This is a genomic window from Mycobacterium sp. P2_H7 (assembly GCF_056403275.1).
The window spans coordinates 1-21,479 of record NZ_JBFUFU010000029.1; the positions used below are offsets into that span (position 1 = coordinate 1).

24 protein-coding genes are annotated in these 21,479 nt (G+C 69.1%); 8 read left to right on the plus strand and 16 right to left on the minus strand.

Annotation, left to right across the window (positions count from 1 at the left end; all coding sequences use genetic code 11):
* Positions 1-869 (minus strand): glucose-6-phosphate dehydrogenase (coenzyme-F420) (gene fgd / locus AC1DY7_RS30280; RefSeq protein ID WP_477497457.1); only part of this gene is annotated, 869 nt, incomplete at its 3' end.
* Between the two features lie 34 nt (positions 870-903).
* On the opposite strand from fgd, the gene AC1DY7_RS30285 reads away from it, so the two are divergent.
* Positions 904-1,635 (plus strand): MBL fold metallo-hydrolase, encoded by a 732-nt coding sequence (locus AC1DY7_RS30285; RefSeq protein WP_477497458.1) that lies wholly within the window; start codon positions 904-906, stop codon positions 1,633-1,635.
* Positions 1,632-2,393: a class I SAM-dependent methyltransferase gene (locus AC1DY7_RS30290; RefSeq protein WP_477497459.1), complete on the plus strand. Its 762-nt coding sequence runs from the start codon at positions 1,632-1,634 to the stop codon at positions 2,391-2,393. The genes AC1DY7_RS30285 and AC1DY7_RS30290 overlap by 4 nt, the downstream gene beginning before the upstream one ends.
* Here the strand turns inward: AC1DY7_RS30290 and AC1DY7_RS30295 are convergent.
* Positions 2,375-2,665 carry a hypothetical protein gene (locus AC1DY7_RS30295; RefSeq protein ID WP_477497460.1) on the minus strand — a complete coding sequence of 97 codons (291 nt, stop codon included), beginning with the start codon at positions 2,663-2,665 and terminating at the stop codon, positions 2,375-2,377. The two genes, AC1DY7_RS30290 and AC1DY7_RS30295, sit on opposite strands and share 19 nt — an antisense overlap.
* A 10-nt stretch (positions 2,666-2,675) precedes the next feature.
* Positions 2,676-3,785 carry an LLM class flavin-dependent oxidoreductase gene (locus tag AC1DY7_RS30300; protein WP_477497461.1) on the minus strand — a complete coding sequence of 370 codons (1,110 nt, stop codon included), beginning with the start codon at positions 3,783-3,785 and terminating at the stop codon, positions 2,676-2,678.
* Between the two features lie 92 nt (positions 3,786-3,877).
* Here AC1DY7_RS30300 and AC1DY7_RS30305 point away from each other — a divergent pair, with 92 nt between their 5' ends.
* Entirely contained in the window at positions 3,878-4,243 is a 366-nt protein-coding gene (locus AC1DY7_RS30305) for a guanyl-specific ribonuclease (protein WP_477497462.1), read from the plus strand.
* Positions 4,240-4,524 carry a barstar family protein gene (locus AC1DY7_RS30310; protein WP_477497463.1) on the plus strand — a complete coding sequence of 95 codons (285 nt, stop codon included), beginning with the start codon at positions 4,240-4,242 and terminating at the stop codon, positions 4,522-4,524. The genes AC1DY7_RS30305 and AC1DY7_RS30310 overlap by 4 nt, the downstream gene beginning before the upstream one ends.
* On the opposite strand, the gene AC1DY7_RS30315 is transcribed toward AC1DY7_RS30310, so the two are convergent.
* Positions 4,521-5,171 (minus strand): TetR/AcrR family transcriptional regulator, encoded by a 651-nt coding sequence (locus AC1DY7_RS30315; RefSeq protein ID WP_477497464.1) that lies wholly within the window; start codon positions 5,169-5,171, stop codon positions 4,521-4,523. The genes AC1DY7_RS30310 and AC1DY7_RS30315 overlap by 4 nt on opposite strands.
* Positions 5,172-5,238: 67 nt before the next feature.
* Here AC1DY7_RS30315 and AC1DY7_RS30320 point away from each other — a divergent pair, with 67 nt between their 5' ends.
* Together AC1DY7_RS30320 and AC1DY7_RS30325 are read left to right on the plus strand one after the other, a co-directional pair.
* Positions 5,239-6,336, plus strand: coding sequence for an FAD-dependent oxidoreductase (locus AC1DY7_RS30320; RefSeq protein ID WP_477497465.1), 1,098 nt, complete (start codon positions 5,239-5,241; stop codon positions 6,334-6,336).
* 20 nt (positions 6,337-6,356) lie between these two features.
* A complete protein-coding gene (locus AC1DY7_RS30325; protein WP_477497466.1) occupies positions 6,357-7,217 on the plus strand; it encodes an SDR family oxidoreductase in 861 nt (286 codons plus the stop codon).
* On the opposite strand, the gene alr is transcribed toward AC1DY7_RS30325, so the two are convergent.
* The 11 genes from alr to AC1DY7_RS30380 form a co-directional block, all read right to left on the minus strand.
* The gene (alr, locus tag AC1DY7_RS30330; RefSeq protein WP_477497486.1) at positions 7,163-8,296 is read right to left on the minus strand and encodes an alanine racemase; all 1,134 of its coding nucleotides are present in this window, start codon (positions 8,294-8,296) and stop codon (positions 7,163-7,165) included. The genes AC1DY7_RS30325 and alr overlap by 55 nt on opposite strands.
* Positions 8,293-9,312 carry an aminotransferase class IV gene (locus AC1DY7_RS30335; protein ID WP_477497467.1) on the minus strand — a complete coding sequence of 340 codons (1,020 nt, stop codon included), beginning with the start codon at positions 9,310-9,312 and terminating at the stop codon, positions 8,293-8,295. Before AC1DY7_RS30335 ends, alr begins: the two co-directional genes overlap by 4 nt.
* Positions 9,313-9,331: 19 nt before the next feature.
* Complete coding sequence (locus tag AC1DY7_RS30340; protein ID WP_477497468.1) at positions 9,332-10,831, minus strand: APC family permease; 1,500 nt, start codon at positions 10,829-10,831, stop codon at positions 9,332-9,334.
* 106 nt (positions 10,832-10,937) lie between these two features.
* Positions 10,938-11,855 carry a LysR family transcriptional regulator gene (locus AC1DY7_RS30345; RefSeq protein WP_477497469.1) on the minus strand — a complete coding sequence of 306 codons (918 nt, stop codon included), beginning with the start codon at positions 11,853-11,855 and terminating at the stop codon, positions 10,938-10,940.
* Positions 11,848-13,230 (minus strand): FGGY family carbohydrate kinase, encoded by a 1,383-nt coding sequence (locus AC1DY7_RS30350; RefSeq protein WP_477497470.1) that lies wholly within the window; start codon positions 13,228-13,230, stop codon positions 11,848-11,850. The genes AC1DY7_RS30345 and AC1DY7_RS30350 overlap by 8 nt, the downstream gene beginning before the upstream one ends.
* 12 nt (positions 13,231-13,242) lie before the next feature.
* Entirely contained in the window at positions 13,243-13,644 is a 402-nt protein-coding gene (locus AC1DY7_RS30355; RefSeq protein WP_477497471.1) for a hypothetical protein, read from the minus strand.
* A 3-nt stretch (positions 13,645-13,647) separates the two neighbouring features.
* Positions 13,648-14,871, minus strand: coding sequence for an O-succinylhomoserine sulfhydrylase (locus AC1DY7_RS30360; RefSeq protein WP_477497472.1), 1,224 nt, complete (start codon positions 14,869-14,871; stop codon positions 13,648-13,650).
* Positions 14,868-15,284 carry a rhodanese-like domain-containing protein gene (locus tag AC1DY7_RS30365; protein WP_477497473.1) on the minus strand — a complete coding sequence of 139 codons (417 nt, stop codon included), beginning with the start codon at positions 15,282-15,284 and terminating at the stop codon, positions 14,868-14,870. The genes AC1DY7_RS30360 and AC1DY7_RS30365 overlap by 4 nt, the downstream gene beginning before the upstream one ends.
* A gap of 54 nt (positions 15,285-15,338) precedes the next feature.
* On the minus strand, positions 15,339-15,776 hold the full coding sequence (locus tag AC1DY7_RS30370) for an Rv0361 family membrane protein (RefSeq protein WP_477497474.1): 438 nt from the start codon (positions 15,774-15,776) through the stop codon (positions 15,339-15,341).
* Entirely contained in the window at positions 15,773-16,990 is a 1,218-nt protein-coding gene (gene purT, locus AC1DY7_RS30375; RefSeq protein ID WP_477497475.1) for a formate-dependent phosphoribosylglycinamide formyltransferase, read from the minus strand. Before purT ends, AC1DY7_RS30370 begins: the two co-directional genes overlap by 4 nt.
* A 23-nt stretch (positions 16,991-17,013) precedes the next feature.
* Positions 17,014-17,340: a UBP-type zinc finger domain-containing protein gene (locus AC1DY7_RS30380; protein WP_477497487.1), complete on the minus strand. Its 327-nt coding sequence runs from the start codon at positions 17,338-17,340 to the stop codon at positions 17,014-17,016.
* Between the two features lie 59 nt (positions 17,341-17,399).
* Here AC1DY7_RS30380 and AC1DY7_RS30385 point away from each other — a divergent pair, with 59 nt between their 5' ends.
* Positions 17,400-18,995 (plus strand): Na+/H+ antiporter, encoded by a 1,596-nt coding sequence (locus AC1DY7_RS30385; protein ID WP_477497476.1) that lies wholly within the window; start codon positions 17,400-17,402, stop codon positions 18,993-18,995.
* Here the strand turns inward: AC1DY7_RS30385 and AC1DY7_RS30390 are convergent.
* Positions 18,982-19,443 (minus strand): MarR family winged helix-turn-helix transcriptional regulator, encoded by a 462-nt coding sequence (locus tag AC1DY7_RS30390; protein WP_477497477.1) that lies wholly within the window; start codon positions 19,441-19,443, stop codon positions 18,982-18,984. The genes AC1DY7_RS30385 and AC1DY7_RS30390 overlap by 14 nt on opposite strands.
* Before the next feature lie 51 nt (positions 19,444-19,494).
* Here AC1DY7_RS30390 and AC1DY7_RS30395 point away from each other — a divergent pair, with 51 nt between their 5' ends.
* Positions 19,495-21,477 carry an MMPL family transporter gene (locus AC1DY7_RS30395; protein WP_477497478.1) on the plus strand — a complete coding sequence of 661 codons (1,983 nt, stop codon included), beginning with the start codon at positions 19,495-19,497 and terminating at the stop codon, positions 21,475-21,477.
* Positions 21,478-21,479 lie beyond the last annotated feature (2 nt).

Here is a 21,479-nt window from a genome sequence, read left to right on the forward strand (position 1 = left end):
GGATCCGACGCGACGATCCAGCGCTTGGCGACCTGCTCGATGGGCAGTTCGTCGGCGGCCTTCTCCATCTCCATCGGATCGTTGATGGAGTGCTTCTGCTCCGCGGTCAGCGACAGCGGCGCCCAGAACCGGGTGTTCTCCAGCGCCAGCTTCGGGTCCGGATCGTAGGAGATCTTGATCTCGATCATCCGGTCGACGTCGTCGGGGTTCTTGCCCGCCGCCTCGGCACCCTCGCGCATCGCGGGGATCAGCTTGTCCTTGTACAGCTCCTCGCCCTTGCCCGAGGTGCAGATGAAGCCGTCGCCCGCGCGGCCGGCGTACTTGGCCACCTGCGGGCCGCCCGCGGCGATGTAGATCGGGATGCCGCCCTCGGGCACGTCGTAGATGGAGGCGCCCTTGGTCTTGTAGTACTCGCCCTCGAAATCGACGCGGTCGCCCAGCCACAGTTCGCGCATCAGGCGCACCGACTCACGCAGCCGCGCGTAGCGCTCCTTGAACTCCGGCCACTCGCCTTCGTATCCGGTGGCGATCTCGTTGAGCGCCTCGCCGGTGCCGACTCCGAGGAAGATGCGGTCCGGGTACAGGCAACCCATCGTCGCGAACGCCTGCGCGATCACCGCCGGGTTGTACCGGAACGTCGGGGTCAGCACGGACGTCCCGAGGACCAACCGCTGCGTCCGTTCGCCGACCGCTGTCATCCAGGCCAGTGAGAACGGGGCATGCCCGCCCTCGTGCCGCCAGGGCTGGAAGTGGTCACTGACCGTCGCGCTGTCCATGCCGGCCGCTTCGGCGGCCACCGCCAACTCCACGAGCTCGCGCGGAGCGAATTGTTCCGCAGACGCCTTGTACCCCAGTTTGAGTTCAGCCACGTCTCTTTTCTACTCCCTTACTAAGCTCGCGGGCATGGCAGTGTCCCTCAGCACAATCACCGACACCGTGCACTTCGCCCAGACCGATCTGGTGAATTGGACGCTGGTCACCGACGGCGACGGTGTGCTGATCATCGACGCCGGCTACCCGGGCCAGCGCGCGGACATCATCGAATCGGTGCGCAGGCTGGGCTTCGGCGTGGAGGACGTCCGTGCCATCCTGCTGACCCACGCCCACGTCGACCATTTCGGTTCGGCGATCTGGTTCGCGAAAACCCTTGGCACACCCGTATATACCCATGCCGCGGAAGTCAGCCACGCCAAACGCGAATACCTCGAACAGGTGTCGCCCGTCGACCTGGTGACGCGCATCTGGCAGCCGCGCTACCTGACGTGGACGGCCACCATCCTCGGCAAGGGCGCGCTGACCCGCGAGGGCATCCCGAGCACCCGCGCACTCGACGAGGACGTCGCCGCCACCCTGCCCGGCACCCCGACGGCCATCCCCTCCCCCGGCCACACTGGCGGGCACTGCTCGTACCTGGTCGACGGTGTGCTCGTCAGTGGCGACGCACTGGTGACGGGGCACCCGCTCAGTTCGCGCCGCGGCCCGCAGTTGTTGCCCGGCTTGTTCAATCATGACCAGCAGGGCTGCCTGCGCAGCCTCGGCGCGCTGGGCATGCTGGACGCTGAGGTGCTGCTGCCCGGACACGGACCGGTGTGGCGGGGCTCCATCCGCGACGCGGCCGAACAGGCCGCCCGGTGAGCGGACGTCCACCGGTCCATCACGACCGCGAGCGGGCCAACTCGTTCGGTTCGGCGGCCGCCCGCTACGACCGGCACCGGCCGCGCTATCCCGCCGGCCTGATCGCGGATCTGGTTGACCGTCAAGGCATCCGGGTGCTCGACGTCGGTGCGGGCACCGGTATCGCCACCGCGCAGCTGCGCGACGCGGGCGCCGACGTGCTGGCCGTGGAGCCCGACCCCAAGATGGCCGAGGTCGCCGGGCAGAAGGGACTCGCCGTCGAGGTGGCCGGTTTCGAGGACTGGGATCCGCGCGGCAGGACCTTCGACCTGGTGGTGTTCGCGCAGTCGTTTCACTGGGTGGAGCCCGAGGCCGCGCTCCGCAAGGTGCGCACACTGTTGGTTCCGGGCGGGCGGCTGGCGCTGCTGTGGAACCGCATCGTGCCCGTCACCCCGGGCGCGGGAGAGCTCGGGCGCGCGTATGACGGCATCCTCGACCAATGGCAGCGGCCGTCGACCGATATCGAGGGCGAACACCTCGACCCGCTGCTGGCCGCCGCCGGCCTCACGGGCGAACGCCGGGTCTACGTCGAACGTCCGCATTACGCCTGCGCGGACTGGGTAGATCTGGTGACCACCTACTCCAATGTGCTGCGACTGGCCCCTGCCCAGCAGGACGAACTGCGTGCCCGGCTGGCCGCCGTCATCGGCGACGCAGGCGTCGACGCCACCAATGAGGCGCTCGCGGTGCTGTGCACCACTCAGGTCAGCACGTCATAACCGAGCAGGAACACCCCGGTCAGGAACATCCCGCAGGCCAGCACGATGGCCGGCATCAGGATCATCCCGTCCAGCTCGTCGTCGTCGAACGGGTCGGTGAGCACCCGGCCGAACAGCACCCGGCCGATCACGTTGGCACGCAAGGCGGTCACCGATTTCCGCACCCCGGGCGAGTCGCTCTTGCGGCCGACGACGATGCGCAGGCCCACCCCGGCCAGCGCCGTCAACAGGGCCGCCGCCAGGATCAGCAGCCCGACGGTCGTTTGCGACACGGCACTCAGGTTAGCTTGCCCACCTCTTGGCGATCAGCTCATGCGAGCGCAGCCGGTCCTCGTGGCGGAACGTCACCGAGGTGATCACCAGTTCATCGGCGCCGGTCACGCGCTGCAGCGCGGTCAGCCGGTCGGCCACCTGGTCCGCGTCGCCGACGAACTGGGTCTCCAGCCTGTCCCGCACCAGCGCCAGTTGGTCGCCGGTCAGCGGTGCCACCGTGTCCGGGTCCGGGTAGGGCGCCGCGCCCCCGCCGGCACGGATCGAATGCACCCAATGTCCGTAGCTGCTCGCCAGGTGGCGCGCGGTCTTCTCGTCGTCGGCGGCCACCACATCGGCCGACACCACGACGTAGGGCTCGGCGAGCTCCGCCGATGGCCGAAAAGCGTTGCGGTAAGCGTCAATCGCTTCCAGCGCGGTCGACGGGACGATGTGATAGGCCGCCACGAACGGCAGCCCGAGCGCACCGGCCACCTGGGCGCTCTGGCCCTTGGAACTACCGAACACCCACGGCCGCAACGACGTCGAGTCACCGGGTGTGGCGTGGGCTTCGAATTCTCCGGCCCGGTAGGTGCCGGCGAGCAGCGCCACGATATCGGTCACCTGGTCGCCGAAATCCGGGGCGACGGCCTCGGGTTGTTGCAGTGTCGCCATCACGGCCCGCAGCCGCGGATCGCGCATCAGCGCAGCGACATCGAAGGGTGCGGGCACCACCACACCGTCCACTTCGTGCCGTTCCCTGGGCGGCCGCGGGGTGCGCGGCTTTTCGCGCAGCGCCTCCGTGCGGCGCTGGCCGGACCGGCCAACCCCCAGATCGATGCGGCCCGGGTAGAAAGCGTCCAGGATCCCGAAGCTCTCGACGACGGCGATGGCCGTGGTGTGCCCCAGCTGGACGGCCGCCGCGCCGACGTTGATGGTCTCGGTGGCCGCGGCGATCTGGCCGATCAGCACCGCCGGTGACGAGCTGGCCACCGCGACGTAGTGATGCTCTGCCACCCAGTAGCGCCGGTATCCCCATTGTTCGGCGTGCCGTGCCAGGTCGACGGTGTTGCGCAGTGCCGTGGCCGCGTCACTGCCCGCGCTGATCGGCGCGAGGTCGAGGATGGAGAGCGGAACGGTCATCACCTACTTTCTAACGTGCCGGCGGCACGCGCATTCCATTCGGGGGCGATCGGATCGTCGTGATCGCAAATCCGGCCTGCTAGCGTCGTCCGATGCGCGTGGTGGCGGTGGTGGCACTGGTGTGCGGCCTGCTCTCGGGCTGCCAGGCGACCGCCCAGAACGACGGCACCTGCGGACTGGACGGGCTCCCGCCGCAGGCCGGCGAGACGGTGCACCGCATCGAGTCCGGTGGCCCGTTCCCCTACCCCCGCAACGACGGGGTGGTGTTCGGCAATTACGAGGGCCGGTTGCCGCAGCATGAGCGCGGCTACTACCACGAGTACACGGTGCCCACCCCGGGCTCATCCCATCGCGGCACCCGGCGCGTCATCACCGGCGGGAAGCCGCTCACCGAGCCGCCCGAGTTCTATTACACCGGTGATCACTATGAGACGTTCTGCCTGATCGGAGGCGTATGAAGACGTACTTGATCGACGGGTCCAGGATCGCGTCGAAGGCGGATTTCTTCACCGAGATCGGCCGGGCGGTCAACGGTGACGGCGGCTATTTCGGGTCGAATCTGGACGCCCTCGCCGACTGCCTGCGCGGGGGTTTCGGCACCCCGGACGAGGGTGGTTTCCGGTTCGTGCTGGCCCCGTACAAGGGGGCCAGGGCCGCGCTCGGCGACCCGGCGTGGAGCGCGCTGCTGAGGGTGTTCGCCGACAACGGCGCCGACCTGTGGCTGGCGAACGCGTCCTAGCGGACGGTCTCGATGCCGGCCAGGATCAGGTCGATGCCCGCCAGGAATTGGTCGCGGTCGTCGTGGTCACGCAATTGGGCCGCGACCTCGTGGACGAACGGGTACCGCGCGGGATTCTGTCGGGTCCACTGCGCCACGACGGCCCCGAGAAACGCCGTGCGGTCGGTGCCTGCCACGTGCGAGCGGGCGTTCTCCGCGTTCTGCGCCGCGGAACCCAGGATGTAGTTCGCCAGCACGGAGGCCGAATTGAATTGTCTCCCTTCGGGAACACCGAGCGCCTGAATCCGGACGCCGATGCCCTCGAAGATCTGCAGCAGCGCCGACCACGGGTGGCGGTGCAGTTGGGCACCGACCCAGGGGTGTACGTCGATGGTGTCGAACAGACCGAGCGCGATGGCCCGGATCGCCTCTCGCGGATCGGTTTCGGTGCCGGCGCCGGCCAGCGCTCGGGTGATGATGCCGTCGGCCGCCGCGGCCAGCAGCGCGCTCTTGTCGGCCACGTGGTGGTAGATCGCGCCGCTGCCGGTCGCGAGCCGGGCCGCCAGCGCGCGGAACGTCAGGGCGTTCTCGCCGTCCGCGTCGAGGATCTCGATCGCCGCCTCGATGATGCGTTCCCGCGACAGGGCGTCCGCGCGGCGTTCGGTCATGCCTCATCTTGACATGCTTGGAACGCTGTTCCAACCTTGATTGGAACAGCGTTCCAAAGGAGGCGGCATGACCACACACGTGACGATCGTGGGAGCGGGCATCGGCGGGCTGATGCTGGCCCGGGTACTGCACGTCCACGGCATCACCAGCACGGTGTACGAGGCCGAACCGTCCGCGTCCAGCCGCGTCCAGGGCGGCCAACTCGACATCCACCTGGACACGGGTCAGCCCGCGCTCGAGATGGCCGGGCTGACCGAGCAGTTCCGCGCCATCATCCATCAGGGCGGCGAGGCCTCCCGCGTTCTCGATCCCGACGGCACGGTGCTGCTCGACGAACCCGACGACGGCACCGGTGGACGTCCGGAGGTCCTGCGCGGGGAGCTGCGCCGCATCCTGCTGGATGCGCTACCCGCGGACACGGTTCGCTGGGGGCACAAGGTCAGCGGTGTGCGCGCCGTCGACGAGGGACGTCACGAGGTGCAGTTCGAGAACGGGACATCGGTGGCCACCGAGCTGCTGGTGGGCGCTGACGGGGCGTGGTCGAAGATCCGGCCGTTGCTGTCCGACGCGGTACCCGCCTACGCGGGCATGACGTTCGTCGAGACCTACCTGCATGACGCCGATGCGCGGCACCCCGCGGCGGCTCGGGCGGTCGGCGCGGGCTCGATGTTCGCGCTGGCGCCGGGCAAGTGGATCGGCGCCCATCGCGAACCCAACGCCGTGCTGCACACATATGTCGTGCTGCACCGGCCCGAAGGATGGGTACGGGACATCCACCAGGTCGCCGCCGAATTCGACGGCTGGGCAACCGAACTCACCGCCCTGATCACCGACGCCGACGCCGGCCCGACGGTCCGGCCGATCTACGCCCTGCCCACCGGGCACCGCTGGGACCGGACGCCGGGCGTGACGCTGCTGGGCGACGCCGCCCATGTGTGCCCACCCTCCGGCGAGGGCGCGAATCTGGCGATGCTCGACGGCGCGGAACTCGGCCAGGCGATCGCCGCGAACCCCGGCGATGCCGAGACCGCGCTGGCCGCCTACGAGTCGGCGATGTTCCCGCGCGGCGAGGCCGCCGCGATCGAGGCACGCGACATGCTGACCTTGTTCCTCGGCGAGGACGCCTGCGCCGAGGTCATGGACACCCTTTCGCGAAAAACTTGACACGTGTAAAGTTCGCCGCCATGGACAACATCAGCGGCAAGACCATCGCGATCACCGGCGCCGCTCGCGGCATCGGCTACGCCACCGCGAAGGCCCTGCTGGCCCGCGGCGCCCGCGTCGTCATCGGTGACCGCGACGTCGCCCTGCAGGAGTCGGCCGTCGTCGAACTGACCAAGCTGGGCCAGGTCTCCGGCTACCCGCTGGACGTCACCGACCGGGAGTCGTTCGAGACGTTCCTGGACAAGGCCCGCACCGACGGCGGCGGCCACATCGATGTGCTGATCAACAATGCCGGCGTGATGCCGGTCGGCGCCTTCCTCGACGAGACCGAGCAGTCGATCCGGTCATCGCTGGAGGTCAACGTGTACGGCGTGCTCACCGGCTGCCAGCTGGCCCTGCCCCAGATGGTCAAGCGCCGCAGCGGCCACGTCATCAACATCGCGTCGCTCTCCGGCCTGATCCCGCTGCCCGGCCAGGTGGTCTACGTCGGCGCCAAGTACGCCGTCGTCGGGCTGACCACCGCGCTGGCCGACGAGATGGCGCCACATGGCGTCAACGTCTCGGTCATCATGCCGCCGTTCACCAACACCGAGCTGATCTCGGGTACCAAGTCCGGCGGCGCGATCAAGCCGGTGGAGCCCGAGGACATCGCCGCAGCCATCGTCAAGACGCTGGACAAGCCCAAGACCCACGTGTCGGTGCCGCCGGCGTTGCGGTTCACCGCGCAGGCCGCGCAGATGCTGCCGCCCAAGGGCCGCCGCGCGATGAACAAGGCGCTCGGCCTGGACAAGGTGTTCCTCGAGGTCGACACCACCAAGCGCAAGGCCTACGAGGATCGTGCCCGGGCCGCGCAGGGCGTCATCGAGTCCGACGGCAAGTAACGCCGTTCGGTGCGCCCACGGATCCCGGTGAGGATTTCGTAGTCGATGGTGCCGGTGGCGCTCGCCCAGTCACCGGCGGTCGCACCGGCACGACCGAACAGCTCCGCCCGATCCCCCTCGGTCACGCCGCCGCCGTCGTGGCCGAGGTCGACCACCAGTTGGTCCATGCAGACCCGCCCCACGCCGTCGAACCTGCGGCCGTTGATCAGCACCGGCAACCGGTCCGACAACGCGCGCGGCACACCGTCGGCGTACCCGCAGGCCAACACCGCAACTACGGTGTCGTCGCGGGCTATCCACCGGTGGTTGTACGAAACCCCTTGGCCTGCAGGGATCTTCTTGACCATCGCCACCTCGGCGGTCAGCGTCATCGCCGGGATCAGCCCGAAGTCACCGAGCACGGGCACCGGGCTGCGCCCGTAGATCGCGATACCCGTGCGCACGATGTCGCGGGCCAGGCTCCGATCTGTCAGCGCGGCAGCCGAATTGGCGATGTGCACCCGCTGCGGACGCAGACCCTCGCGGCGCAGGTCCGCCACACATGCGTCCAGCCCGGCGGCCTGCTCGGCGTTGAGCGGATGGCCCGGTTCGTCCCCCCGGGCCAGATGACACATCACCGTCCGCAGCACCACTGCGTCGTCGGAGAGCAGGGCACACACCTGCGGCCAGTCCTGTGCTGACACCCCGCTGCGCGCCAATCCGGTGTCGACCTTCACACCCACCGTGGCCCGCCGCCCGAGCCGGTGGGCGGCCGACGTGACGGCCACCAGGTGCGCCGGTGAGGACACCACAATCTCCACCCCCGCCTCGATCGCGGCGACGAAATCCGTTGACGGCGTATGCAACCAGGCGATCACCGGTGCGCTGACACCACCCGCCCGCAGGGCGAGCGCCTCCCCGACGGTAGCGACCCCGAGTTCAGCGGCGCCGGCCGCCAGCGCGGCACGGGCCACTGCGACCGCGCCGTGCCCGTACCCGTCGGCTTTGACGACGGCGATCACCTCGGCGCCGGAGCGTTCCCGGATGACGCCGACGTTGTGCGCGACGGCCGCCAGGTCGACGATCGCCTCGGGGCTCAGTACTCGATCGCTTCGATCAGCGGGGACGGCTCATCCATCAACGCCCAGAACCGGTCCCGGATCGCGACGGTCATCGGGCCGGGCTCGCCGTTGCCGATCGCCTCACCATCCAGGCTGTTGATCGGGGTTACCCCGCCCGCGGTGGTGACGGCCATCAACTCGTCGGCGTCGTACAGCTCATGGCTGGTGACGTCGCGAAGGGTGGCCTCGATGCCCATCTGCTCGGCCAGCTCGAACACCGTCTTACGGGTGATGCCCGGCAACGCATTTCGCGACGGGGAGGCCAGCTTGCCGTCCTTGACGATGCAGACGTTGAAGCCGGGCCCCTCGGCGACGCAATTGTCGGAGTCGAGCAGGATCGCGGTGCGCGCGCCACGGTCCTTGGCCTCGAAGCTGGCCGCGGTGAGGTCGCCCCACTGGTAGTTCTTGATGGTCGGGTCCACGGTGTTGCGACCGGCCCGCCGGACATGGCGCGGGACGACGGCCGTGGTGCCGAAGATCTGCTCGGCCGGCGGGAACGCCCACAGGTAGGGGATGGCGTAGATGTACACCTGATGGGTGAGCTTGGTGAGATCCTTCTCGCCCTTGCGCTTTCCGTAGCCACGGGTGACTGTGAGGTTCACGAACGACTCACGCAACTGGGACAGTGACACGCACTTCTTGGTGATCTCGGCGAGCTCGCCCTTGCTGATGCCCGCGTCCAGGCGCAGCTTGGTGGCGCCGTCGAGCAGCCGGTCCAGGTGGTCGCCGAGCCGGAAGATGTTGCCATGCCACACATGGGCGACGGTGTAGGTCAGATCGGAGTGTCCGAAGCCGGTGTCGAAGATGGAGATCTTGGCCTCTTCGGCCGGCATGTACTCACCCTCGATCCAGGCCACGCCGCCCGCGAACGGGCTGGAGGTGTCCAGCTCGTAGTCGCTGTACTGGATCACCGAGCCGGCCGGGGTGTCCTCCCGGATGGCCGCGCCAGGCTCGACGGCGACGAGATTGGAGGTGCCTGCGTCTGCAATGGTCATGTTGTTCAGTCCCTTTCGATCAGGAGTTGTGGGTTTTGACGTAGTCGGCGCCGGCGTCGCCGCGGGCCAGCCGCGACTTCAGGCCGGTGGCCCACCAGAGCGCCGCGACGGCGACGATGCCGAGGAACACCCACTTGTTGTTGGTGAACTGTGGCAGGAAGAGCAGCGCGACGGCGACACCGACGAACACCACCAGCGCGGTGACGTAGAGCGGCAGCCGCCAGCGGCCCAGGTCGAAGGTCCCCGGCTCGCCGACCGGGATGGTGCCGCGCTTGTAGCCGACGAGCAGGCCGATGGTCTGCAGGATGTAGACGAAGAAGAACAGCAGCGACGCGATACCGATGATGTAGTTGAACGCCGCCTCGTTCACCAGCGCCGAACACAGCAGCAGCGCCGACAGGCAACCCAGGCCGAGCACGGCGTAGGTGGGCGCCTTGCTCTTCGGCGAGACGTGCCGCCAGATGTGTGAGAACGGCAGCATGTTGTCCCTGGCCATCGAGTAGGTCAGCCGGGTGGCCACCAGGATGTTGGCCAGCAGGCAGGCGAGGATGTTCGTCAGTGCCACGGCCACAACGATTTTGGTGACGACGGGGCCGGCCTGCTGGCTGATGATCTCCTCGATGGGCGCACCCGGGTTGGCGGCGACGGCCGCGGAGTCGCGGATGGCCAGCACGTAGACGATGTACATCAGCAGTTCGATGACGATCGAGGTGACCAGCGCATAGAACATCGTCTTGGGCACCACATGCCGGGCGTTCTTGGTCTCCTCGGCGACGTCGGCACCGGACTCCACCCCGATCAGGCCGAAGAACGGGCCGAGGGCGGCCGCCAGCCAGGCCAGCACGTACGAGTCCTTGTCGCCGGCTTCACCCCCGGTGAACAGCACCGAGATCGGCTGGTGGTTCTCCGGTGCGGAGAAGGCGATGACGGCGACCAGGAGCGTCGCGCCGACGGTGATGACCAGCTCCAGGCTGACGCCGATGTTGTTCACCATGGTGGCGAACCGGACGCCGTAGATGTTGATCAGCACGCAGACGAACACCACCGCGATGGCGAGCAGGATCTGGGCGCTCTGGCTCATGGTCCAGCCGAACAGGCCGCCGAGGTAGCCGGACAGGATGAAGCCGACCCCGGTCATTCCGCAGACCCAGCCCATCAGCGCGATGAACCCGGTGAACCAGGCCAGGTTCGGGCCGTTGATCCGGCTGATCCACTGGTAGGAGTAGCCGGCCAGCGGCAGCTTGGCGGTCAGGTCGGCGGCGATGAACGCCCACAGCGCGAACACCGCACCGGCCAACAGCAGCGTCCACACGAACGGCGCGCCCGCGGTGAAGTAGCCGGCGCCGAAGCCGGTGAACACCGCCGTGGTGGCGCTGATGGTGGCGAAACCGATGGCGAAAGACGCCAGGCTGCCTACCGATCGGTCCAGCTTCTGGGTGTAGCCGAGCTCGGCGAGTTTGGCGTCCTCGGAATCCAGGGCGGGCGGTGTAGCGGTGGGTCGGACGGGGGTGTCGGTCATGGGTCACTCCAGCTGTGCGGGTTAGGAAAAGCGACTGATGACAGGAAAACGCCGACGGCTGTTCACCGGAAGTTCCATGTTTTGATGGATTGATAACCGCTGGTTATCAGTATGGTCGCTCGTCGGGGTTCTCACCGAAGCTCCACTGCGATTGCACATGCCTGACCAGCGCGTCTGCCTGTGGCGACAGCGATGCGGGATTCCACGCCAGGGCCGTGTAACTCGGCGGCCGGTCTGTTATCGGTACGTAAACGATGCCCGGACGGTCGTAGAAACGGGCCACCGACGACGTGGTGAAACTGATGCCCAGACCTCGGGCGATCGACGTCGTCTCCGCCTCGTAGGTGGCCGCGATGGCGGCGATGGTCGGCGGCCGGTTCCCGCGGACGTCCATCGCCAGCCAGTAGTCCCGCCACGGCCCGGCGGTCAGCGGCGCACACACGATCGGGTCGTCGAGCAGCTCCGCGATGCCGACCTCGGTGCGTCCGGCCAGCGGGTGGTCCCTGGGCAGGCAGGCCACCCAGGATTCGGAATCCAGCACCAGCATCCGGTGATCGGGCAGATCGACCGGCGGCCTGATCAGCGCGACCTCCGTGGCACCCGACGCCAGCCCCGCGGTGGGGTCGGCGAAATCGAACTCGATCGGCTCGACGCTGACGTCGGGGTAGGCGGACTCGAAATGCCGCACGATGCGGAACAGCAGGTCGGCCCCGGTACCGATCAGATAGCCGAGCCGCAGCCGGCCCTGTCGGGTGCCCGACAGCGTGACCAGGTTGTCCACCACGGCGTCGACGCCTGCCAGGGCCTGCTGCACCTGCGGCAGCCAGGCCGCCCCGAGGTCGGTCAACGCAACCTCCCGGGTGTTGCGGTGGAACAGCACCACCCCGAAGGCCTGCTCCAGCTGCTTGATCGCGGTGGACAGGGCGGGCTGGGTGATGAACAGCCGTTCGGCGGCGCGGCGGTAGTTCAGCTCCACGCCGAGGACGGCGAAGTAGCGCAGCTGCCGCAGCGTCACGTCAGACACGGCAGCCCTCGGTGAGGTCTCTGACCTCGGCGTAACGGGCCCGCACCGCGGGTACGGGGGCTCCCTCGTACCGGCGGGCGGGGGGTGGGGTCCAGTCCGGCAGCGCGCCCGTCAGCGCCCACGCGGCTTGGCGCGCCGCGCCGAGCGCGACGTATTCGGCCGGGTCCGGCACCTGCACGGGGACACCGAACACGGTGGGTGCGATCTCGCGCAGCGCCTCCGACTTGGCTCCGCCGCCGATCAGCAGCACCCGCCGGGCCGGCACGCCCAGATCGGTGAGGTGATCCAGGCCGTCGGCCAGCGCGCACAGCAGCCCTTCGACGGCGGCGCGAGCGAGGTTCGCGGCGGTGGCATTGCCCACCCGCAGGCCGTGCACCGCGCCGGTCGCGTCGGGCCGGTTCGGTGTCCGCTCGCCTTCCAGGTAGGGCACCATCACCAGACCCTCGCTGCCCGCCGGGGCCGAGCAGGCCAGCCGGGAGAGCTCACCGTGGTCGACGCGCAGCAGGGCAGCCGCGGCGTCGAGCACGCGTGCCCCGTTCAGGGTGCACACCAGGGGAAGGTGCTGCCCGGTCCCGTCGGCGAAGCCCGCGACGAAGCCCCCACCGTCGCGGGCCGGCGTCGCCACACTCGCCGAGACGACGCCCGACGTGCCGATCGAGATGATCACGTCGCCCTCGCGCGCACCCAAACCCAGTGCGGCGGCGGCATTGTCGCCCAGGCCCGCGCCGAATCGGTCGACGGCCTCCCCCGGTGCCAGCACCCGCGGCAGTGCCGGCCGGCGGCCACGCAACGCGAGCTGCAGCAGGTCGGTGCGATAGGCGTCGGTCACGGCGTCGAAATAGCCGGTGCCGCTGGCGTCGCTGCGATCGGTCACCAGCTCGCCGGCCCCGATGTTCCCGCCGCGCAGCCGCCAGCTCAGCCAATCGTGGGGCAGGCAGACCGTGGCGGTCCGGTCGGCCGCGGCCGGTTCGTGGTCCGCGAGCCAGCGCAGTTTGGACACCGTGATGGCTGCCAGTGGCACCACACCGACCGCGTCGGCCCAGGCGCGGGCGCCGCCGAAGTCGCTCACCAGATCCGCGGCCGCCTGCGCCGACCGGGTGTCGTTCCACAGCAGCGCGGGGCGCACCACCTGGCCGCGCTCATCCAGGCACACCATGCCGTGCTGCTGCGCACCGACCGACACCGCGGCGACGTCGGCGAGGCCGCCGGCCTGCGCTGTCGCCGCGGCTGCCGCCAATTCCCATGCAGTGGGGTCTATTTCGGTTCCATCGGGATGACGAGCCCGGCCCTCCCGCACGACGGCACCGGTCTCCGCGTCGCAGATGAGCACCTTGCAGGACTGCGTGGAGGAGTCGATTCCCGCGACGAGGGCCATGGGAAGCAGACCCTAGCCGAACTCCGGGACCGGGTCACCGTTCCGGTAGGCCTCGATGATGGCCAGCTGCTCGAACAGCTGACCGTGGGTGAAGGGGTGCTGCTGGGCGGTGCCCACCAGCACCACCCGCACGATCGTGCCGTCCTCGGTGGCGTCCAGCCACAGCGAGGTCACCGGCAGGCCGTCGGCGACCTCGGCTCCGGACGGTTCGAAGAACCACACCGCAAAGTCGTCGTTGGATTCTTCCTCGTCAAAGATCCAGCCGCGCGCGGTGATTCGCTCGTCGAACTCGGCCAGGTCCGCGACGACGGCGTCCTCGATCTCGGACAGCTGCTCGAACGCGGCCGTGGAGATGCGGTTCGCGGTCTGACGCTTCTTGCGCCGGGCCTTCTTCTGATCGGAGCCGCGGGACACGCCTCAGCCCAGCGCCCGGTCCAGATCGGCGATCAGGTCCTCGGTGCCTTCCAGACCGACCGAGATGCGGACCACCCCGTCGCCGAGGCCGATCGCGGCCCGGCCTTCGGGGCCCATCGCGCGGTGCGTCGTGGTGGCCGGGTGCGTGATCAGCGATTTGGCGTCGCCCAGGTTGTTGGAGATGTCGATGACCTGAAGTTTGTCGAGCACCTCGAACGCCCGGTCCTTCGCAGATCCATTTTTTCCAGCGGAAAGCTCGAAAGTGACCACTGTGCCGCCGCCGCGCATCTGACGCTTCGCCAGGTCGAACTGCGGATGCGATTCCAGGAACGGGTATTTCACCCAGTTCACCCCGGCCTGGCCCTCCAGGAACTCGGCGATGCGCTGCGCAGACCGGTTCGAGTAGTCCACCCGGACAGCCAGCGTCTCAAGGCCTTTGAGCAGTGTCCAGGCGTTGAAGGCACTGATCGCCGGGCCGGTGTGGCGCATCAGCTTCTGCACCGGCCCGTCGATGTACTCCTTGTCGCCCAGGATCGCACCGCCGAGCACCCGGCCCTGGCCGTCGATGTGCTTGGTGCCCGAGTAGACCACCACGTCGGCACCCAGGGGCAGGCCCTGCTGCAGTAGCGGAGTGGCGAACACGTTGTCCAGCACCACCTTTGCGCCGGCGGCGTGGGCCATTTCGGACACCGCGGCGATGTCGACCAGCGACTGCATCGGGTTGGACGGCGTCTCGAAGAACACGGCCTGAGTGGGCTTGCTCAGCGCCTCTTCCCACTGGGCCAGGTCTTCGCCGTCGACGAACACCGTCTCCACACCCCAGCGCGGCAGGATCTCGTTGCACACCACGAAACAGGATCCGAACAGGCTGCGGGCGGCCACCAGCCGGTCCCCCGCGCCCAGCAGCGCGCCGAGCGCGGTGAACACCGCGGCCATCCCGGTGGCGGTGGCGAAGGCGGCCGGGGCGTCCTCGATCAGCCGCAACCGCTCCTCGAACATCGAGATGGTGGGGTTGCCGTAGCGGGAGTAGACGTACCGGTCGATCTCCCCGGTGAACGACTTCTCGGCGTCCGCGGCGGACTCGTAGACGTAGCCCGAGGTGAGGTAGAGCGCCTCGGAGGTCTCCTCGAAACCCGACCTCAGCAGCCCGCCGCGCACACCGATGGTGGCCTGGCTGACGCCGTCGGGCAAAGGCGCCGGGATGCGAACAGAGGGAACTTCACTCATGACTGGCTCCAGGGCAATCCGACGGCCTTCCATCCCGTACCGCCCCGATGGCGGTTCTCGTCGAGGTTGCCCTCGAATCCGTCGAGCACGTTGTAGGACGGGGCGAGGCCGGCTTCGGTCGCGGCGATGGCCGCTCCGATGGACCGGTTGCCGGACCGGCACAGGAACACCACCGGGCGGTCGGCCGTGACGCCGGCCGCGGTCAGGTCCGCCACGAATCCGTCGTTGTGTGCACCGTTACTGGTGGTCCACTCGACGTAGACCACATCCCGGCGCAACTCGCTCAGATCCGGCACCCCGACGAATCGCCACTCCGCCTCGGTACGACAGTCGACCAGGACGGCACTGGGATCGTCGACGAGAAGCTTCCAGGCTTCCTCGGGCGTGATGTCTCCGGCGTAGGGTGTGGACACCTCTCCTACCGTAGTAGCGGGCGCTGTGCGAGGGCGACAAGGGTGAGCGCTGGGTCAGCTCGGAGTCGCCGAGCAGACCTTCCACATCCCGTCCTCGCGGACCAGCGTCAGATCGGCGCCGACCTTCGCGTCCGGCGCGTTGTTGAAGTGGTAGGTCGCCTTGGCGGTGCCACGATCGCCGTCCACCACCACATTGCCGACCCCGTCGACATACCGTTCACCGCGCTTTGCCGCCGAATCACGTTGGCGGGCAAGGATGTCGTCCTTCTTGCCCTGCTGCTCACCACAGGTGTACTTCACGAAGTCGTCGTAGTTGTGGCCCTGCAGCGCCGCATTCTGACCGGATACGGCATTACCGATCTGTTCGGGATCTCCGCCGTCGGAGTGCCGGTTCAGCACAAAAATCGCGGTGATCACAAGGACGATGATGACCAGCGCACCCAGGAAAGGCGCCGGGGTCGGGCGGTCCCGCGGTTCGTCCTGCTCGCTCACGACTGCCAGAGTTTACGCAGCACCATCGAGGTGCGCTGCGCACGGTCCCGGGCCACCGTCACGTCGGACGCGGTGGCCAGGGTGGCGCCCAGCCGGTACCTGCCGTCGGACTCGTCGAGACGGTCGAAGAGGCGTACGTCGCTCTCGGCGACGGCCAGCGCCTCGGCGAGGACGGCCAGCACCGCCGACTGATCCGGGGAGTTCACCTTGTCGGTGGCCGACTCGGCTCCGCCGTAGGCCACCTCGGCCGCGCCGGGCGACACCATGATGGTGTCCACCGACAGGCCGAGCACCGCGCGGGCGTGCAGTTCGAATTCCGACAGCCGCTGGGTGCGTACGGTGAGCAGTCCGGTGTCGTCCGGCCGGGGCCGCACGGTGGAGAAGTAGACCTCGTCGCCGCGGACCAACAACTCCACGGCGAACACCCCGCGCCCGCCCAGCGAGTTCACGATGCGGGCCGCGATCGACTTGGCCGCGTCCAGCGCGGCGGGCGACAACCGGTGCGGTTGCCAGGTGGCCAGGGCGCCGTCCTCGCCGAGGCGGTGCCCGATGGCCTCACAGAAATGGACGACCGGCCCCGTCGGCCCGGTGGTGCGGACCGTCAGCAGCGTCACCTCGTCGTCGACGTCGACGACGGTCTCGGCCATCACCCGGTTGTGGGTGGTGCGGCCTGCGGCCACCGCGCGCTTCCAGGCCGGTTCGACGTCTTCTGGGCGCAGCAGCACCGACACCCCGTCCCCGGCAGCACCCTGCACCGGCGTGACGGTGAGCGGGAAACCCGCATGCTCGGCGACCGTCGCCAGTTCCGCTGCCGACCCGGCAAACCAGAACGGCGCGGTCGGCAGACCGAGTTCGTCGGCGGCCAGCCGGCGCAGGCCCTCGCGGTCCACGCTCAGGCGGGTGGCGTCGGGCGTGGGGAACACCTCGATGGATTCGCCCAGCGCGGCCAGCACATCGGTGGCGACCACACCCGATTCGACCACCACGAAATGCGGCCGCTCCTTGTCGATCACCGCGGTCAGCGCCTCGCGATCGTTCATCTTGACGACGACGGCGCGGTCGGCGACCCGGTGTGCGGGCGCGTCCGCGTACCTGTCGACGGCGACCACCGAGGCGCCCAGGCGCTGAAAGGCCAGGGCCAGTTCGCGACTCGTCTCACCGGAACCGAGCAGCATCACGACAGGAGTCGGGGTGTTCTTCACGTCCTCAGTCATTACCAGCCCAGCCTGCCAGATCGTCAGCCCAGCCGGATGTCGACATAGCACCAACGCCAGGATTCGCCCGGCTCGGCCGAGCGCATGACCGCGTGACCGGTCTGGTGGAAGTGCGCCGAGGCATGCTGCAGGGGGCTGGAATCACAGCAGCCGACATGACCACAGGTCAGGCACATCCGCAGATGCGCCCAGGCGTGCTCACCGTCGGCTTCGCATTCCTGGCAGCGGCCCGGGGTGCTGGGTTCGGGCTCTACGATCTCCAGCGCGTCCTGAAGATGTTCACACAAGTTGGTGGCCGGGGCTCCCGAGGTCGCGGGGGTGCCCGCCTCGCGCCGACGTGATCTCTTCAGCATATTGATCAAGGATACGGACGGGCGGGCACGCGCACTGTCCGGCAGAGGGGGCGTTCATGGAGGGCACATTGCTGGCGGTGCTGGCGGCCGCGGTGCTGCTGGCGGGCGTCAGCCGGCGCTTCGACGTGTCGGCACCCCTGGCCCTGGTCGTGGCTGGACTCGCGGCCAGCGCCATCCCGGGCTTCGGCTCTGTCGAGCTGGATCCGGAGCTGGTACTCAACGTGATCCTGCCGCCGCTGCTGTGGTCGGCGGGCCTGGAGAGCAGCTACGTCACCATGCGCCAGCACATCCGGCCGATCGGACTTCTCGCGGTGGGACTGCCGCTGGCGACGACGCTGGCCGTCGGATTCGTCGCCTTCCACACCGTGCCGGAGCTGACCGTCGCGGCGGCGCTGACCCTCGGCGCCATCGTGGCGCCCCCCGACGCGGTGTCGGCGACGGCCGTCGGCCGCCGCCTCGGGCTGCCCCGCCAGATCATGACGCTGCTCGGCGGGGAGAGCCTGCTCAACGACGCGACAGCGCTGACCGCGTACAAGGTGGCCCTGGCGGCGGCCATCGGGGCGACGGCGACCTGGGGTTCGGGGCTGGCCACCTTCGGGTTGGCGGTGGCCGGCGGCCTGGTGGTCGGCCTGGCCGTGGGCTGGCTGATCGCCTTCATCCGGCACCGGCTGGACGATCCCATGGTCGAGAGCGCCATCGGGCTCATCGCGCCGTTCGTCATCTACCTGCTGGCCGAGGAGATCCACGGATCTGGTGTGCTGGCGGTCGTGGTCGCGGCGCTCATCCTCGGGCAGCGGTCCACCGAGGCCGGTTACGCCACCCGACTGCAGGACGACGCGGTGTGGAAAGCGTTGCAGCTCATCCTCGAATCCTTTGCCTTCCTGCTCATCGGGCTGCAGCTGCCCGAGGTGGTGCACGAGCTCACCGGCATCTCGTTCGTGACGATCGCGGTGTCGTCCATCTCTGTGCTGGCGACGGTGATCCTCGTGCGCATCGTCTGGGTGTTCGCCTTCGCCTACACCCCGCGGCTGCTGTTCAAGCGGGTCCGGGAGAACGAGCCGCGCCCCGGCCCCGCCGAGGTGTTCGTGCTGGCGTGGGCGGGCATGCGCGGGGTGGTGTCGCTGGCGGCGGCATTCGGTGTGCCGCTCACCACGTTGAGCGGTGAGCACTTCCCCGGCCGCCCGCAGCTGGTGTTCCTCACCTTCGTGGTGGTGGTCGGCACCCTGTTGCTCCATGGCCTGACGCTGCCCTGGGTGATCCGGCACTTCTGCGTGCGCGGCGACGACGAACAGCAGGACGCGCTGGCCGAGGCCGCCGCTCAGGACAAGGCGGGCCGGGCGGCTGCCGACCGGCTCGACGAACTGCTCGCCGAACAGCGGGCCGAGGGCAACGCCATGCGTGACGGCGCCGCGGCGGTGCTGCACAAATGGAACACCGCACGGCGCAACTCGGCGTGGGAACGGTTGGGCCGCAGCGAAGAAGAACTCGGCGAGAGTCCGGCCTCGGCGTTCCGCCGGTTACGGCTGGAGATGCTGGCCGCCGAGCGCGCGACGTTCATCGCCGAACGCGACGCGGGCAATATCGACGACGAGGTGCTGCGGTCGGTGTTGCGCGGCCTCGACCTGGAAGAGGCGACGCTCAATCGGCGATGAACTGCTGCATCGCGCCGGTCAGTGCGGTGAAGACGCGGTGCGCCGCCTCGAGGTCGGCGTCGGGCAGGCCGGCCAGCGCCTGTGAGCTGATCTGCGCCAGCGGGGTGAAGAATTTCCTGGCCACGGTCAGCCCGTGCTCGTCGTAACGCAGGATGACCTTGCGGCGGTCGGCCGGGTCGGTGTCGCGGCGAAGATGCCCCGACGCGATCATCCGCTCCACCAGGTAGGTGATGGCAGCCCCTGAGGTGCCCATCAGCTTGCGCAACTCACCCGCGGTCAGCGGGGTTCCGGCCGACTCGGCGACCATGATGTGCAGCAGGGCCCGAAAGTCATTGGCGCCCACGTTGTTCTGACCTGCGAAGGTCCTGCCGATCTGCTCGGACTCCGCCGTCAGCGCCCGCACGTCCACGGAGATCTGCGCCTCCAGTGAGGCACGGTCGGGCTGCATGCCGACATCATACAGTTGATTAACATTTAAGTTTCTGAAATATTTGTCGGCATGTCCCGCCGCCTCTCCTGGATCTTGGCCCTGCTCGTCGTGGTGACCTCCGGGGCGCTCATGGCGCTCATCGGTTCCGGCGATTCGGCGTCCCAGTCGCCGGTACCCGTCCCCGCGTCGGCCGAATCCGCGCGGGCCGACGCCGTCCGCGCGGATTTCCCCGGTGGCGATCAGGTTCCGGCCATCATCGTCGTGACCCGCACCGACGGTCAGGCGCTGGCGCAGGACGACATTGCCGCGGCAGGCCCGGGCGCCACGGTGTCCGAGGACGGTGCGGCCGCCGTCGTGGTGGCGCCGCTGTCCGCGGACCTTTCCGGTTTCGCCCTCAACGACGCGGTGCGTGATCTGCGCACCGCCACCGCCGAGCGACTGCCCGACGGACTGCAGGCCCAGGTCACCGGCGGCCCCGCGTTCGGCGCCGACATCGCCAATTCCTTTGCCGGAGCCAACATCACGCTGCTCGCCGTAACGGCCGCGGTGGTCGCCCTGCTGCTGATCATCACCTACCGCTCCCCCGTGCTGTGGCTGGTGCCCCTGCTGGTCATCGCCTTCGCCGACCGGGTCGGCAGCGTCGTCGGATCGGCGGTGGCCGCCGGGGTGGGGCTGAGCCCGGACGGATCGACCGGCGGCATCACCAGCGTGCTGGTGTTCGGCGCGGGCACCAACTATGCGCTGCTGCTCATTTCGCGCTACCGCGAGGAACTGCACCGCTTCACCGACCACCGCGAGGCGCTCCGGGTGGCGTTGCGCGCCGCCGCACCCGCGATCCTGGCCAGCAACGCCACCGTCGTGCTGGCGCTGCTGACCTTGGTGTTCGCGTCGGCGCCGACCAACCGGAGCCTCGGCGTGCAATCGGCTTCCGGTCTGGTGGTCGCGGCCGCCTTCGTGCTGCTGGTGCTGCCGCCCCTGCTGGGGTTGAGCGGCCGCAAGCTGTTCTGGCCGTTCGTCCCGAATACCGACTCACACACCAAACCGCTTACCGAGAGCGGTTTCTGGCATCGCATCGCCTCTGGCGTGGCCCGGCGACCCGTTGTGGTCGCCACGGTCGCCCTGGCCGCGCTGGCCGCCCTGTGCGCCGGATTGTTCACCACCCCCGTCGGGCTGTCCCAGACGCAGCAGTTCCGGGTGCAGGCCGAGTCGGTGGCCGGCTACGACACCCTGGCCGCGCACTTCCCCAGCGGGCTGACCAACCCCACCCGCGTCATCGCGCCCACCGCGGCGGCCGACGCGGTGCAGCGCGCCATCACCGGCACGCCGGGCGTCACCTCGGTCATTCCCGCCGGACAGTCACCGACCGGGCTCACGCAGTGGTCGGTGGTGCTCGACGCCGAGCCGGCCTCCGCGAAGGCCTTCACCACCATTGACGCCCTTCGTGATTCGGTCCACGGCGTGGACGGCACGGCCCTGGTGGGCGGGTCGGATGCGCAGGCCCGCGACGCCGCGGCGGCTGCTCAGCGAGACCGCCAGGTGGTCATTCCGGCGATCCTCGCCGTCGTGCTGGCGGTGCTGTTCATCCTGCTGCGCTCCGCGCTGGCCCCGCTGCTGCTGGTCGCGGTGACGGTGCTGTCCGCGCTGGCCGCGCTGGGACTGGGAGGCTGGGCCAGCGTGCACCTGTTCGGATTCCCCGCGCTGGACAACGGGACTCCGCTGTTCGCGTTCCTTTTCCTGGTCGCGCTCGGCGTCGACTACACCATCTTCCTGGTGACCCGGGCGCGTGAGGAGACGCCGGAGTTCGGCAACCGGCAGGGCATCGTGCGCGCGGTGTCGGCAACCGGCGCCGTCATCACCAGCGCGGGGATCGTGCTGGCCGCGGTGTTCTGCGTGCTCGGCGTGCTGCCGCTGATCGTGCTGACCCAGCTGGGCATCATCGTGGGCCTGGGGATCCTGCTGGACACCTTCGTGGTGCGCACCGTCATCATCCCGGCGCTGTTCACCCTGATCGGGCCGCGCATCTGGTGGCCGGGGCTGCGCGCCGACCGATAGCG